The 14,068-nt window shown below is 72.9% G+C and carries 8 protein-coding genes and 1 pseudogene; 7 read left to right on the top strand and 2 right to left on the bottom strand.

All coding sequences use genetic code 11. The features are described from left to right. Positions 1-141: 141 nt before the first annotated feature. A complete protein-coding gene (gene gabT / locus AB0C59_RS21670) occupies positions 142-1,476 on the bottom strand; it encodes a 4-aminobutyrate--2-oxoglutarate transaminase (RefSeq protein ID WP_363006935.1) in 1,335 nt (444 codons plus the stop codon). Positions 1,477-1,738: 262 nt separating this feature from the next. Here gabT and AB0C59_RS21665 point away from each other — a divergent pair, with 262 nt between their 5' ends. From AB0C59_RS21665 to AB0C59_RS21655, 3 genes are all read left to right on the top strand, one after another. Then, the gene (locus tag AB0C59_RS21665) at positions 1,739-4,129 is read left to right on the top strand and encodes an ATP/GTP-binding protein (RefSeq protein WP_363006933.1); all 2,391 of its coding nucleotides are present in this window, start codon (positions 1,739-1,741) and stop codon (positions 4,127-4,129) included. Between the two features lie 122 nt (positions 4,130-4,251). Next, positions 4,252-5,919, top strand: a complete 1,668-nt coding sequence (locus tag AB0C59_RS21660; protein WP_363006931.1) for a PucR family transcriptional regulator — start codon at positions 4,252-4,254, stop codon at positions 5,917-5,919. Positions 5,920-6,411: 492 nt separating this feature from the next. Further along, complete coding sequence (locus AB0C59_RS21655) at positions 6,412-7,857, top strand: aldehyde dehydrogenase family protein (RefSeq protein ID WP_363006929.1); 1,446 nt, start codon at positions 6,412-6,414, stop codon at positions 7,855-7,857. 70 nt (positions 7,858-7,927) lie between these two features. On the opposite strand, the gene AB0C59_RS21650 is transcribed toward AB0C59_RS21655, so the two are convergent. Beyond that, positions 7,928-8,800 carry a methylenetetrahydrofolate reductase gene (locus tag AB0C59_RS21650; protein ID WP_363006927.1) on the bottom strand — a complete coding sequence of 291 codons (873 nt, stop codon included), beginning with the start codon at positions 8,798-8,800 and terminating at the stop codon, positions 7,928-7,930. Positions 8,801-9,111: 311 nt separating this feature from the next. On the opposite strand from AB0C59_RS21650, the gene AB0C59_RS21645 reads away from it, so the two are divergent. The 4 genes and pseudogenes from AB0C59_RS21645 to AB0C59_RS21630 form a co-directional block, all read left to right on the top strand. Further along, positions 9,112-11,052 (top strand): acyl-CoA dehydrogenase family protein, encoded by a 1,941-nt coding sequence (locus tag AB0C59_RS21645; RefSeq protein WP_363006925.1) that lies wholly within the window; start codon positions 9,112-9,114, stop codon positions 11,050-11,052. A 116-nt stretch (positions 11,053-11,168) separates the two neighbouring features. Beyond that, on the top strand, positions 11,169-12,461 hold the full coding sequence (gene dxr, locus AB0C59_RS21640; RefSeq protein WP_363006923.1) for a 1-deoxy-D-xylulose-5-phosphate reductoisomerase: 1,293 nt from the start codon (positions 11,169-11,171) through the stop codon (positions 12,459-12,461). Further along, positions 12,458-13,762 (top strand): site-2 protease family protein, encoded by a 1,305-nt coding sequence (locus tag AB0C59_RS21635; RefSeq protein WP_363006921.1) that lies wholly within the window; start codon positions 12,458-12,460, stop codon positions 13,760-13,762. The genes dxr and AB0C59_RS21635 overlap by 4 nt, the downstream gene beginning before the upstream one ends. 177 nt (positions 13,763-13,939) lie before the next feature. Continuing rightward, a pseudogene (locus tag AB0C59_RS21630) lies at positions 13,940-14,068 on the top strand (4-hydroxy-3-methylbut-2-en-1-yl diphosphate synthase); the annotation flags it as partial.

The raw sequence follows: 14,068 nt of genomic DNA, 5'->3' as shown, positions 1-14,068 counted from the left end.
ACGGCAGGAGAAACCGCTCGAACAGCGGGAAACCCGTCCCGCCATCCACCTCGCACACGTTCTTCACACCCTCCGCCGTCCGCCGCCGAGGCCGGCGCACATCCTGTGCGCCGGCTGCGGGTTCCCTGTGCGGAAAGGGCCTCAGACGCCGGTGAACGCCTGCTCGATGATGTCCAGGCCCTCGTTCAGCAGGTCCTGGCCGATGACGAGCGGGGGCAGGAAGCGCAGCACGTTGCCGTACGTGCCGCAGGTCAGCACCAGCAGGCCCTCCTGGTGGCAGGCCTTGGCCAGCGCGGCGGTCGCCTCCGGGTTCGGCTCCTTGGTGGCGCGGTCCTTGACCAGCTCGATCGCGATCATCGCGCCACGGCCGCGGATGTCGCCGATGATGTCGAACTTGTCGGCCATCGCCGTGAGGCGGGCCTTCATGGTCTGCTCGATCTCCTTCGCGCGGGCGTTGAGGTCGAGCTCCTTCATCGTCTCGATCGCGCCGAGCGCGCCCGCGCAGGCGACGGGGTTGCCGCCGTAGGTGCCGCCGAGGCCGCCCGCGTGCGCGGCGTCCATGATCTCGGCGCGGCCGGTGACCGCTGCGAGCGGCAGGCCGCCGGCGATGCCCTTGGCGGTGGTGATCAGGTCCGGGACGATGCCCTCGTCCTCGCACGCGAACCACTGGCCGGTGCGGCAGAAGCCCGACTGGATCTCGTCGGCGACGAAGACGATGCCGTTGTCCTTGGCGAACTGGCTGATCGCGGGCAGGAAGCCCTTCGCGGGCTCGATGAAGCCGCCCTCGCCCAGCAGCGGCTCGATGATGATCGCGGCGACGTTCTCGGCCCCGATCTGCTTGTTGATCATGTCGATGGCCTGGGCGGAGGCCTCGGCGCCCGCGTTCTCGGGGCCGGTCAGCCAGCGGTAGCCGTAGGCCACCGGGACCCGGTAGACCTCGGGCGCGAACGGGCCGAAGCCGTGCTTGTACGGCATGTTCTTGGCCGTGAGCGCCATCGTCAGGTTCGTCCGGCCGTGGTAGCCGTGGTCGAACACCACGACCGCCTGGCGCTTGGTGTACGCACGGGCGATCTTGACGGCGTTCTCGACGGCCTCGGCACCCGAGTTGAACAGCGCCGACTTCTTGGCGTGGTCGCCCGGGGTGAGTTCGGCGAGCGCCTCGGCGACGGCCACGTAGCCCTCGTACGGCGTGACCATGAAGCAGGTGTGGGTGAAGTCCTGGAGCTGCGCGGAGGCGCGGCGCACGACGGCCTCGGCGGACGCGCCCACGGACGTCACGGCGATGCCGGAGCCGAAGTCGATCAGACGGTTGCCGTCGACGTCCTCGATGATCCCACCGCCGGCGCGCGTGGTGAAGACCGGCAGCACCGAGCCCACGCCCTGCGCGACCACGGCGGTGCGGCGGGCCTGAAGCTCCTGCGACTTCGGGCCGGGGATGGCGGTGACGACGCGGCGCTCCTGCGGAAGTGCGGTCATGAGGGCTCCCTGATGGTTCCGGGCGAGGTGAATGTCGGACGCCTGACTTCTTTTCCCGCAGGCTAAAACGGGGCATGGGGGGTGGGCATGCTCCATGTGGGTGCCTTGTGGGCCTCCGCTTGTCCGCGGTGGACATAGCGTGGACACGGTGGAGCAGGCCGCGGCACCACGCACCCGCCGTCAGGTACGGCGAACTCCGCGTGGAGCGCGTTAGATTGACTCGCTGAGGGTGCACGGAGCGGCTGGTCAGGGGGCAGGGGCGATGGACAGCGACGGGACGCAGGACGTACGCGGCCGACACGCGCCTCCCGCGCCACGCCCGGCGACCGAGGCGCAGGCGCCACCGATGCCGACCAGGGCGCCGGACACCCCGCCCGCCGGGGCCCCGCCCGCGCCGCCCCGCTCGCCCGTGGCCGACTGGCTCGACCAGCCCCGGCCGGCCGCCGAGCCCGGCATCTGGCGGCTGGGATACCGGCTGCCGAAGCCCGCGCGGACGGCGGAACGGCTCACCCCGGTGACCGTCGCCGGGATGCTGATCCCGGCACTCGTGGCCCTCCTTCTGTGGTCCTTCTGGCAGCGGGGCGTCATCCCGTACCAGAACGTGCCGCTGCGGCTCCTGACCCCGGACGACTGGTGGTGGGGCGCCTTCACCACGCCCAGACTCCAGGAGCACGCACAGGTCCCGTACCCGGGCGCGGAGGCCCGGGTGGTCTACAACGGCGTCGCCATGGCCGCGCTCGCCTACGCCGTGGTCCGGCTCGGCGGCTGGGCGGACGTCGCCCGCCACCTCGTCGGCGGCAGGCCGCAGCCCGTCCGCGCCCTGATCACCGCCGTCGTCGCGCTGATCACGCTGGTCCTCGTCCTGCCGAGCAGGCTGCTCGACCCGCTGTGGGCGCTCGCCGTCCTGATCGGGGGCAGCTACCACGTGCTCGCCTCGCCCCTGCTCTCGTACACGCTGTACGCGCTCGTGGCGCTGCTCGTGCTGTGGCCGTGCGCCCGCCTCGGCGGCTGGCGTCCGCTCGCCGAGGCGGCACTCGCCGCGCGCGCCCGCGCCAAGGCCGACCCGGCTCCCGGGCCGGTCGCCGAGCACGGGCGCTCCTCCTGGCCCGAACTGCGCGAGGCCGGCCGGCACCAGGCGGCCGACGTGCTCACCGCCGAGGTGCGCGAGGGCCGGATGAACGACGTGGACTGCGCGCGCGTCGACCACCGGTGGACCCGGGACCGCGCCCGCGCCCAGGCCGCCTCCTTCGCCGACACCGTGCTGCGGGAGGGCGCCGCCGCCTGGACGCACCCCTCCGGCGCGCGCGATCTGCCCACCCGGTCCGCCCCGCACGACCTGCTCGCCGGACAGGTGCGCATCGGGCGCTGGGTCGCGGGGGAGCGCACCCCGTCGTCCTACGGCGGCGCCGGGGCGGCCCTCGGCGCCGACACCCTCGGCACCTCGCTCCTGGCGGTGGGGCCCCCGGGCTCCGGCAAGACACGGAACCTGGTCCGACCCGTCGTGGAGTCCCTCGGACTGCAGGCGCTCACCGGGCGGTGCGCCGTCGTCGCCGTCTGCGCCGCCGGCACCCCGCTCGGTCCCGACTCCGCCTACGACGTCGTCGTACGCCTCGGCGACCCGGCCTCCGTGCACGACCTGGACCCGTACGCGGAGTCCGACGACGCCGACGAGGCGGCCGCCTTCCTCGCGGAGGGCCTGGCGGGCGACCTCGACGCGGTCGGCGGCCGGCGGGCGGCGACCGCGCTCGCCCAACTGCTCGGGCCCTACCGGGCGGCGCACGGCCGCTTCCCGACGCTGCCGGTCCTGCGCGAGCTGCTGGACGGCGTGCCGACGGCACTGGAGGCCCTGCGCGCCGCGCTGAGCGGGGACGAGCACGCCGCGATGCGCCGCGAACTCGAAGCGCGCGTACGGCAGCTGGGCGCCGCGGGCGATCCCGGACCGGTCCTGGCGGACCGGCTCGCCCTGCTGGACCGTCCGGCCTTCGCCGACTTCTTCGGCGCGGCCGGCGGTGGCGGCCGGCCGTTCTCGCTGCGCGCCGTCGTCCACCACCCGCTGCGCGTCCGCATCGACCTGCCCGAGCGCGGCCACGAAGAGGCGTCCCGGCTGATCACCAGGATGGTGCTCGCCCAGTTCGACGCCGTCTCCCGGGACGCCGGACGCGACCACTTCCTCTGCCTCGCCCTGGACGACGCCACGGGCGTGGTCACCGGCGAGTCCGTCCGCCGCATCCAGCGCCTGCGCTCTCGCAACGCCGGGGTGGTGCTCGCCCTGCGCACCGTGGGCGACGTCCCCGAGGCCCTGCACGGGCCGCTGTACGGGGCGGTCGGCTGCAGGATGGCGTTCTCCGGGGTGACCACCTGGGACGGCGGCCGGTTCGCGGACGCCTGGGGCAGCCAGTGGGTCCAGACGCGGGACGTGGCACACCACACCGTCTTCGCCAACCAGCCCATGACCCGGGCGCTCCACGCCCTGCGCAAGCTGGTCACGGGCAAGGCGGTGACGACCGAGGCCGTGACCGTGCGCGAGGTCGAGCGGGAGCGGTGGTCCGCGTCCGAGCTGGCGCACTCGGTGCCGCCGGGGCACGCGGTGCTGTCCCTGACCAGCGTGCAGGGCGAGCACGCGCCCCCGCTCCTGGTGGATCTGCGCGCCTGAGGGGGCGTGATCGTGCCCGCCGGATCGTACGGTGAGGCAGAATCGACATAGGCCGTTCATACGCGGCGGCCAATGGAGCACAGACTTCACGCGACCTCCATCCGTGCCGACCTGAAGGCCCCATGCCCCCCACCCTCGCCTCGCTCGTCCACCACTCGGCCCTCAAGCTGACCGTGCGCGCCGGGCAGGACCGGCTGGACGTCCCCGTCCGCTGGGCCCATGTCAGCGAACTCGCCGACCCGGTGCCCTACATGGAGGGCGGCGAGCTGCTGCTCATCACGGCGCTGAAACTGGACGCGGAGGACCCCGAGGCCATGCGCCGCTACGTGAAGCGGCTGGCGGGCGCGGGAGTGGTCGGTCTCGGGTTCGCCGTCGGCGTCAACTACGACGAGATCCCGAAGGCGCTCCTGGACGCCGCGCGCGAGGAGGACCTCCCCCTGCTGGAGGTGCCCCGGCGCACCCCGTTCCTCGCGATCAGCAAGGCCGTGTCCGCCGCCATCGCCGCGGACCAGTACCGGGCGGTGACCGCCGGGTTCGCCGCGCAGCGGGAGCTGACGAGGAAGGCGCTCAACGACGGCCCGGAGGGGCTGCTCGCCGCGCTCGCCGGACAGGTCTCCGGCTGGGCCGCGCTCTACGACGCCTCGGGCGCCGTCGTCGCCGCCGCGCCGGAGTGGGCGGCGAGGCGGGCCACCCGCCTGACCGCCGAGGTGGAACGGCTGCGGGAGCGCCCCGCCCCGGCCAGTTCCGTGGTCGGCGGGCCCAGCGGCGAGGACAGGGTGGAACTGCACTCCCTGGGCACCGGGCGGCGACCGCGCGCCGCGCTGGCCGTGGGCACGGCGGCGGCCCTGGGCACCGCGGAGCGCTACGCGGTGCACTCCGCCATCGCGCTGCTGACCCTGGTAACCGAGCGCTCCCGCTCCCTGCACGCCGCCGAACAGCGCATCGGGGCGGCCGTCCTGCGCATGCTGCTGGCCGGCGAACCGGACCACGCGCGGACGGTGGCCGGGGACCTGTACGGCGATCTCCTGGACGCCCCCTTCCGCCTGATCCTCGCCGAGTCGGCGTCCGCGTCGGCGGCCCGGGCGCACGCCGGCCACGCGCGCGTGGCGCCCGTGTCGCAGGTCACCGCCGCGGCCACCGCGGCCCAGCCGGAGGGCGATCCACTGGACGGACTGGCCGAGGCCGTGGAGTCGGCCGCCCTGCGCTCCGGCGAGCCCGTGCTGGTCGTGCCGGACGCGGAACGGCTCGTGGTGCTCGCCGTGGACGGTGGCGCGGCGCTCGCCGCGTGCCAGAGCTACGCGGCGGCGGTGCGGACGGCACGGTCCGCGGCGCCGGAGCAGGCGGCCTCCGACGCGGACGTACTGGTCGTGGGCCTGTCGGCGCCCGCCGGGCCGATCGCCGCGGCCGCGGCGTACAAGCAGGCGGAACAGGCGCTGTCGGTGGCCCGCAGACGGGGCCGCGCGCTGGTCGAGCACGAGGAACTGGCCACCGGTTCGGTCCTTCCGCTGCTCGCGGACGACGCGGTGCGCGCGTTCGCGGACGGGCTGCTGCGGGCTCTGCGGGAACACGACGCGACGGGGCGGGGCGATCTGGTGGCCTCGCTGCGCGCCTGGCTGTCCCACCACGGCCAGTGGGACGCCGCCGCGGCCGACCTCGGCGTCCACCGGCACACGCTGCGCTACCGGATGCGGCGGGTGGAGGAGATCCTGGGGCGCTCACTGGACGACCCGGACGTCCGCATGGAGCTGTGGCTGGCCCTCAAGACCACGGCGGCGGCAACGCCGGACTGACGGGTGGGGGCGCGTCCGCGTAAGGTCGGCTGCGGGCCCGTCGTGCCTTCTCGCGCAGTTCCCCGCGCCCCTTGAGGGTGGCTGCTTGTGGATGGTCGGCTGCGGGCCGGCCGTGGGTTTTCGCGCAGTTCCCCGCGCCCCTTGAGGGTGGCTGCTTGTGGATGGTCGGCTGCGGGCCGGCCGTGGGTTTTCGCGCAGTTCCCCGCGCCCCTGACAGGGCGCTTCTGTGGGGCGTCGGGTGTGGCAGGGCCCCGCGTCCCTGGGGGTGCGCGTGGATGCACGCGGAGCGTGCTTTCGAGGGGCGCGGGGAACTGCGCGAGCGGCCACGACGCACCCGACGACGCACAGGCACCCCCCGGGACGGCCCTGTACAACCCGTAGAAGATTCCCCCGGCACTGCTACCGTCCGGACAAGCGCCCCACCGCCGCCCCGGCCCTACCGTGGTCGTGAACCGCTCGGAACACGAACTCGGAAGGGCCCGGGACTCCCACATGACTTCCCCCACCGCCTTCTGGCTCGCCGGCCGCCAGGCCACCGGCGAGACCACCTTCGACGTCACCTCCCCGTGGGACGGCCGCCTCGTCGCCGCCGTCAGCGTGCCGACCGAGGCCCAGGTCGAGGAGGCCGTGGCCGCCGCGTACGCCGTGCGCGACGAGTTCGCCGCGACCCCGGCCCACGTCCGCGCCGCCGCGCTCGACCACGTCTCGAAGCGGCTCGCCGAACGCACCGAGGAGATCGCGCAGCTCATCTCCGCCGAGAACGGCAAGCCCATCAAGTGGGCGCGCGGCGAGGTCGGCCGCGCCGTCTCGGTGTTCCGGTTCGCGGCCGAGGAGGCCCGCCGCTTCAACGGCGGCGAGGCCCAGCGCCTGGACACCGACGCGGGCGGCCAGGGCCGCCTCGCGCTGACCCGCCGCTTCCCGAAGGGCGTCGTCCTCGGCGTCGCGCCGTTCAACTTCCCGCTGAACCTGTGCGCCCACAAGGTCGCCCCGGCCATCGCCGCCGGTGCCCCGATCATCCTCAAGCCGGCGCCCGCGACCCCGCTGTCCGGTCTGATCATCGGTGACCTGCTCGCCGAGACCGACCTCCCGGCCGGCTCCTGGTCGATCCTCCCGGTGAGCAACGACCGTATGCCCGCCCTCGTCCAGGACGAGCGCCTGCCGGTCATCTCCTTCACCGGGTCCGAGAAGGTCGGCTACGCGATCATGGACTCCGTGCCGCGCAAGCACTGCACCCTCGAACTCGGCGGCAACGGCGCGGCCGTCGTCCTCGCCGACTACGCGAGCGAGGAGGACCTGGACTGGGCCGCGAACCGCATCGCGACCTTCTCCAACTACCAGGGCGGCCAGTCCTGCATCTCCGTGCAGCGCGTGATCGCCGACGCCGCGGTCTACGACCGGCTGCTGCCGCGCATCGTCGCCGCCGTCGAGGCCCAGGTCACCGGTGACCCCTCCGACTCCGCCACGGACGTCGGCCCGCTCGTCAGCGAGGACGCCGCGCGGCGCGTGGAGTCCTGGGTCGACGAGGCCGTGGCCGCGGGCGCCACGCTCCTGGCCGGCGGCAAGCGCGACGGCGCCTCCTACGCGCCCACCGTCCTGACCGACGTCCCGGCCGAGACGACCATCTCCTGCGAGGAGGTCTTCGGACCCGTCCTCACGGTGCGCAGGGTGGACGGAGAGGCCGAGGCCTTCGCCGCGGTCAACGACTCCAAGTACGGCCTGCAGGCAGGCGTGTTCACGCACGACCTGCAGACCGCCTTCCGCGCCCACCGCGCCCTCGAGGTCGGCGGCGTCGTCATCGGGGACGTTCCGTCCTACCGCGCGGACCAGATGCCGTACGGCGGCGCCAAGCAGTCCGGCGTCGGCCGCGAGGGCGTCAGGTTCGCGATGGACGACTACACCTACGAGCGGGTGCTGGTCCTGACGGGCCTGGCCCTCTGACCCCGGGTTCGACCCCTTCGACGGCCGGAGTCCCGCACAGCGGGGCTCCGGCCGTCGCCGTGCGGGCGGGTCACACCGCCGCGGTGGCCGCCTCCCGGAAGCCGGTCGCCCAGTCGGAGGCCGCGCGCAGGCCGCCGAAGGTGTAGAAGTGCGCCTTGAGTTCCCCGTGGCGCCCGGCGTCGTAGCGCTCCGCGAGCGTCCGCAGGAACAGGTCGGGGCCGGCGGTGCCCATCAGCTGGGTGAGCGAGAGGCCGTACTTCCTGACGACGGACGCGCTCGTCGCGACCCCGAAGCGGGCCGCGTACGCCAGCAGCCGGCGCACTCCGGCCGGCCCCGGCACCCCGACGCGCACCGGCAGGTCGACGCCCCGCTCCCGCGCCGCCTCGACCCACCCGAGCACGGCCCCGGCGTCGAACCCGAACTGGGTGACCACCTCACCGGACAGGCCCCGCTCCCGCAGGGCCGCCGCCTTCGCGTCGAGCGCCGACCACAGCACGTCGTCCGCGATGGCGGGATGGCCCTCCGGATAGCCGGTGATCCCGACGTGCCGGACCCCGTGCCCGTCGAGCAGCCCGGACCGGATCACGCTCAGCGCGTCCTCGTAGGGGCCCTCGGGCACGGCCGGGTCACCCCCGACGACGAGCACCCGCTCCGCGAGCCCCTCCGCCCGCAGCGCCGCCAGGAACGCCTCCAGGTCACCCTGTGAGCCCAGTCGGCGGGCGGAGATGTGCGGGACGGGCACGAAGTCCAGCCGCCGCACCGCGCGGGCGGCCCGCAGCCGGGTCCCGGAGTCCTCGCTGCCGAGGTAGGTGACATTGATCCGCGTCCCGGGCGGGACGGCGGCACGGGCCTCCTCCAGCTTCACCACGTCCTTGCCGGTCATCTCCAGGGAGAAGTCCTCCAGCAGGGACGCGACAGCGGGGGCCGCGGGGGCGGCGTCCATGGCGCTCCTCGTTCACACACTCGCACGTACGTGCCCACGGTCCCGGGCGGTCCGTGGCCTCGGGCGAGGATATGCAGGCCCGCGGCCGTCCGCTGTGGCCGAATTGACACCGCGACCCCGCGACGGGGCGCATTCCGGGGCACGCGGCTGCGCAAGGACTGGTGGTCCGCCCCGGATTGGGGTACCAACGATCGAGTAGCACCGCTCAGTAACGTACACCCGCAAGATCGCCGTACGGGCCCCTTGGGTCCCTTGCGGCACTTCGTCCGGTGTGCGACCCACTAGCCCCGATTCGCGGCGAGGTGAGCCTCATGACCGCACCAACAGACCCCACTCCCAAGCCCACTGTCACCGAGCGTGAGGCCCGTCAGGTCGCCGAGGCCGCGCGTGAGCAGGACTGGCGCAAGCCCAGCTTCGCCAAGGAGCTGTTCCTCGGCCGGTTCCGGCTCGACCTGATCCACCCCCACCCGGTGCCCGCCGACGAGCACGTCCAGCGCGGCGAGGAGTTCCTGGCCAAGCTGCGTGACTTCTGCGAGACGCACATCGACTCCGCCCGCATCGAACGCGAGGCGCGGATCCCCGACGAGACGATCAACGGGCTCAAGGAGCTCGGTGCCCTCGGCATGAAGATCGACACCAAGTACGGCGGCCTCGGCCTCACCCAGGTGTACTACAACAAGGCGCTCGCCCTGGTCGGTACGGCGAGCCCCGCGATCGGCGCCCTGCTGTCGGCGCATCAGTCGATCGGCGTACCGCAGCCGCTGAAGTTGTTCGGCACCCAGGAGCAGCGGGACACGTTCCTGCCGCGCTGCGCCCGCACCGACATCTCCGCGTTCCTGCTCACCGAGCCCGACGTGGGCTCCGACCCGGCCCGGCTGGCCACCACGGCCGTACCGGACGGCGACGACTACGTGCTCGACGGCGTGAAGCTGTGGACCACCAACGGCGTGGTCGCCGACCTGCTCGTGGTCATGGCGCGGGTGCCCGCGTCCGAGGGCCACAAGGGCGGCATCACCGCGTTCGTCGTCGAGGCCGCCTCCGAGGGCGTCACCGTCGAGAACCGCAACGCCTTCATGGGCCTGCGCGGCCTGGAGAACGGCGTCACCCGCCTCCATCGCGTCCGGGTCCCCGCGGCCAACCGCATCGGTCCCGAGGGCGCGGGCCTGAAGATCGCGCTGACCACGCTCAACACCGGCCGGCTGTCCCTGCCCGCGATGTGCGTGGGCGCGGGCAAGTGGTGTCTGAAGATCGCCCGGGAGTGGTCGGGAGCCCGGGAGCAGTGGGGCAAGCCGGTCGCCCTGCACGAAGCGGTCGGCGAGAAGATCTCCTTCATCGCGGCGACCACCTTCGCCCTGGAGGCCGTCGTCGACCTGTCGTCGCAGATGGCCGACGAGAGCCGCAACGACATCCGCATCGAGGCCGCGCTCGCCAAGCTGTACGGCTCCGAGATGGCCTGGCTGATGGCCGACGAACTGGTCCAGATCCGCGGCGGCCGGGGCTTCGAGACGGCCGAGTCCCTCAAGGAGCGCGGCGAGCGGGCCGTCCCGGCCGAACAGCTCCTGCGCGACCTGAGGATCAACCGCATCTTCGAGGGCTCCACGGAGATCATGCATCTGCTGATCGCCCGGGAGGCCGTGGACGCCCACCTGTCCGTGGCGGGCGACCTCATCGACCCCGACAAGTCCCTGTCCGACAAGGCCAGGGCGGGCGCGAACGCCGGGGTCTTCTACGCCAAGTGGCTGCCCAGGCTGGTCGCGGGGCAGGGCCAGCTCCCCGGCGCCTACGGAGCGTTCCGCCGGCAGGTCGACCTGTCACCGCACCTGCGGTACGTGGAGCGCAGCGCCCGCAGACTGGCCCGCTCCACCTTCTACGCGATGTCCCGCTGGCAGGGGCGCATGGAGACCAAGCAGGGCTTCCTGGGCCGGATCGTGGACATCGGCGCCGAACTGTTCGCTATGAGCGCGGCCTGCGTCCGCGCCGAGCACCTGCGGGTGTCCGGCGACCACGGCCGCGAGGCCTACCAGCTCGCCGACGCGTTCTGCCGCCAGTCCCGCATCCGGGTCGAGGAGCTCTTCGGCCGCCTGTGGGACAACACGGACGACCTGGACCGCAAGGTCGTCAAGGGCGTCCTGTCCGGTACGTACGCATGGCTGGAGGACGGCATCGTGGACCCGTCCGGCGAGGGCCCCTGGATCGCCGACACCACCCCGGGCCCGAGCACCCGGGAGAACGTCCACCGCCCCATCCGCTGACAAGCCCCTCCCGCGCCCCCGTCGAGCGTGCCTCGCGCGCGTCCTCGGGGGCGCGGGAGGGCGCGGAGCCGGGGGACCCTGCACCCGGCACCGCCCGGTACCGCAACAATGGGGGGATGAGCGACAGTCCAGCCCCTCTTGCCGACCCCCATCTCGTCTTCGACCCCGTGGACGGGGTGCGGGACGTCGTGATCCTCGGCTCCACCGGCTCGATCGGCACCCAGGCCATCGACCTCGTGCTGCGCAACCCCGACCGGTTCAAGGTCACCGCACTCCTGGCCAACGGCAGCCGGGCCGGACTGCTCGCCGAGCAGGCCCACCGCCTGCGGGTGCGCACCGTCGCCGTCGCGCGCGAGGACGCCCTGCCGGCCCTGCGCGAGGCACTCGCCGCACGGTACGGCCCCGGGGAGCCCCTCCCCGAGGTGCTCGCCGGACCCGACGCCGCCGTCCAGCTCGCCGCCTCGGACTGCCACACCGTCCTCAACGGCATCACCGGCTCGATCGGCCTCGCCCCCACCCTCGCCGCCCTCCGGGCGGGCCGCACCCTCGCGCTCGCCAACAAGGAGTCGCTCATCGTCGGCGGCCCGCTGGTCAAGGAGCTGGCCGAGCCGGGCCAGATCATCCCCGTGGACTCCGAGCACGCCGCGCTCTTCCAGGCTCTGGCGGCCGGCACCCGCGCCGACGTGCGCAAGCTGGTCGTCACCGCCTCCGGCGGACCCTTCCGCGGCCGCACCAAGGCCGAGCTGGCGGACGTCACCCCGAAGGACGCCCTCGCCCACCCCACCTGGGCCATGGGCCCCGTCATCACGGTCAACTCCGCGACGCTCGTCAACAAGGGCCTCGAGGTGATCGAGGCGCACCTGCTGTACGACATTCCCTTCGACCGCATTGAGGTGGTCGTGCATCCGCAGTCGTATGTCCACTCGATGGTGGAATTCACGGACGGCTCGACCCTGGCGCAGGCGACGCCCCCCGACATGAGGGGGCCGATCGCCATCGGACTGGGCTGGCCCGAACGGGTACCCGACGCGGCCCCCGTCTTCGACTGGACCAAGGCGTCGACCTGGGAGTTCTTCCCGCTCGACGACGAGGCCTTTCCGTCGGTGGGGCTCGCCCGGCACGTCGGCGAGCTCGCGGGCACGGCCCCGGCGGTGTTCAATGCGGCCAACGAGGAAAGCGTCGACGCGTTCCTGAACGGCGGCCTGCCGTTCAACGGGATCATGGATACGGTCATCCGGGTGGTGGAGGAGCATGGAACCCCCCGCTCGGGAACTTCCCTGACCGTCGCGGACGTCCTCGAAGCGGAGACCTGGGCGCGCGCCCGGGCCAGAGAACTGACGGCACACGCAGCACACGCGCCGCACACGGCGCGAACGACACATTCGGCAACCGCGGAGGCTCGTGCATGACGACACTGATGATGGTCCTCGGCATAGTCGTCTTCGTGGTCGGCCTGCTGATCTCGATCGCGTGGCACGAGCTGGGGCATCTGTCGACGGCCAAGCTGTTCGGCATCCGCGTGCCGCAGTACATGGTCGGCTTCGGCCCGACCGTCTGGTCGCGCAAGAAGGGCGAGACCGAGTACGGGATCAAGGCCGTGCCGCTCGGCGGCTACATCCGCATGATCGGTATGTTCCCGCCGGGCCCGGACGGCCGCATCGAGGCCCGCTCCACCTCACCGTGGCGCGGCATGATCGAGGACGCCCGCGCGCAGTCCTTCGAGGAGCTCCAGCCGGGCGACGAGGACCGCCTCTTCTACACGCGCAAGCCGTGGAAGCGGGTCATCGTGATGTTCGCGGGCCCCTTCATGAACCTGGTCCTCGCCGTGGCGATCTTCCTCGGCGTGATGATGAGCTTCGGCGTCCAGACCCAGACCACCACGGTCAGCAAGATCTCCGACTGCGTCATCCAGCAGAGCGAGAACCGCACCAAGTGCGCGAAGGGCGATCCCGCCGCGCCCGCCCTGGCCGCCGGGCTCAAGCCGGGCGACAAGATCGTCGCCTTCGACGGCGCCGACGTGCCCGACTGGTCGGCCCTGCAGTCCGACATCCGCGCCAACCCCGGCAAGGACGTCACGCTCACCGTCGAACGCGGTGGCCAGAAGGTCGACCTGCGCGCCCACCTGATCAAGAACCAGGTGAGCAAGACGGACAGCAGCGGCGCCTACGTCGAGGGCAAGTACGTGTACGCCGGCTTCCTCGGCTTCACGCCCGCCTCCGGCATCGTCCAGCAGTCCTTCGACCAGTCCGTGCAACGCATGGGCGACATGATGCAGAACGGCATCGAGTCGCTCGTCGCCCTCCCAGGCAAGATCCCGGCCCTGTGGGACGCGGCCTTCGACAACGCCCCGCGGCAGCCGGACTCCCCGATGGGCGTCGTCGGCGCGGCCCGCGTCGGCGGGGAGGTGTTCACCCTGGACATCCCGCCGTCACAGCAGATCGCGATGATGCTGCTGCTCGTCGCGGGCTTCAACCTGTCCCTGTTCCTGTTCAACATGCTCCCGCTGCTGCCGCTCGACGGCGGGCACATCGCGGGCGCCCTGTGGGAGTCCCTGCGCCGCGCCGTGGCCCGGGTGCTGCGCCGCCCCGACCCGGGCCCCTTCGACGTGGCGAAGCTGATGCCGGTGGCCTACGTCGTGGCCGGCATCTTCGTCTGCTTCACCATCCTGGTGCTGATCGCCGACGTGGTTAACCCGGTGAAAATCTCCTAGCAGGGCGTCGTTGGCGGCGGCCGGGAAGACTGCTTCCCGGCCGCCACCCATTGGGTGGGTCCGACGGACGGTGATGTGCCCGCGGCCGGGCCCGTGGCGTAATCTCAGGGCTTGGAGCCCGTCATTGGCGCCGTTCCGTGACCGGACAAAGATCCACAACTCGAGGTTGCACAGCAGATGACTGCGATTTCTCTCGGCATGCCGTCCGTTCCGACCAGGCTCGCCGAGCGCCGTAGGAGCCGGCGGATCCAGGTGGGGTCGGTGGCGGTGGGTGGGGACGCGCCGGTGTCGGTGCAGTCGATGACG

The sequence above is a fragment of the Streptomyces sp. NPDC048664 genome (assembly GCF_040650555.1).
In the GTDB taxonomy this organism is placed as follows: domain Bacteria; phylum Actinomycetota; class Actinomycetes; order Streptomycetales; family Streptomycetaceae; genus Streptomyces.
The sequence above is the reverse complement of the archived record's forward strand: the minus strand, read 5'-3'. Positions and strand labels throughout refer to the sequence as shown.

Coding starts and splice junctions, on each gene's coding strand:
- gabT (WP_363006935.1), bottom strand. CDS start 1,476: ATGACCGCACTTCCGCAGGAGCGCCGCGTCGTCACCGCCATCCCCGGC.
- AB0C59_RS21660 (WP_363006931.1), top strand. CDS start 4,252: ATGCCCCCCACCCTCGCCTCGCTCGTCCACCACTCGGCCCTCAAGCTG.
- AB0C59_RS21655 (WP_363006929.1), top strand. CDS start 6,412: ATGACTTCCCCCACCGCCTTCTGGCTCGCCGGCCGCCAGGCCACCGGC.
- AB0C59_RS21645 (WP_363006925.1), top strand. CDS start 9,112: ATGACCGCACCAACAGACCCCACTCCCAAGCCCACTGTCACCGAGCGT.
- dxr (WP_363006923.1), top strand. CDS start 11,169: ATGAGCGACAGTCCAGCCCCTCTTGCCGACCCCCATCTCGTCTTCGAC.
- AB0C59_RS21635 (WP_363006921.1), top strand. CDS start 12,458: ATGACGACACTGATGATGGTCCTCGGCATAGTCGTCTTCGTGGTCGGC.
- AB0C59_RS21650 (WP_363006927.1), bottom strand. CDS start 8,800: ATGGACGCCGCCCCCGCGGCCCCCGCTGTCGCGTCCCTGCTGGAGGAC.
- AB0C59_RS21665 (WP_363006933.1), top strand. CDS start 1,739: ATGGACAGCGACGGGACGCAGGACGTACGCGGCCGACACGCGCCTCCC.